General features: G+C 42.6%; 1 protein-coding gene. It reads right to left on the bottom strand.

Annotated features, from left to right (window positions below; all coding sequences use genetic code 11):
* Positions 1-218, bottom strand: a 218-nt coding sequence (locus tag H5125_RS21885) for a hypothetical protein (RefSeq protein WP_259395523.1), incomplete at its 3' end; no start/stop codon positions are given.
* Between the last annotated feature and the right edge of the window lie 132 nt (positions 219-350).

Here is a 350-nt window from a genome sequence, read left to right as displayed (position 1 = left end):
TCGTATTCAGTAGTTTCACCTAAGATATTTTTCGCTTTTACTTTTACCGTAAAACTATCTGTCGGGAAGAAACTATACGTAAAATCAAGGCTATGGAATGGCTTTTCAAATACATCGTCTAAACCACCACGGCCACCATAAGCAATACGTTCACCAAACACGTTATACACTAATGTGGCACTGTGATAACTGTCTGACGAGTCGTAACTTAACTGCAAGTTAGCCACCCATATGAATTGAGGACATCGAGAAAATTCCGTGAGTTTGGCATGTATGCTGCGCTAGCGTTCATTAGGCCAAGGGCGGCCCGTCGGAACCATGAGGTACTGTTGTATTAGACGACAATGGTA

Source organism: Shewanella sp. SR44-4 (assembly GCF_014163715.1).
In the GTDB taxonomy this organism is placed as follows: domain Bacteria; phylum Pseudomonadota; class Gammaproteobacteria; order Enterobacterales; family Shewanellaceae; genus Shewanella.
Note: the sequence above shows the minus strand (reverse complement) of the source record. Positions and strands in the feature narration are given on the sequence as shown.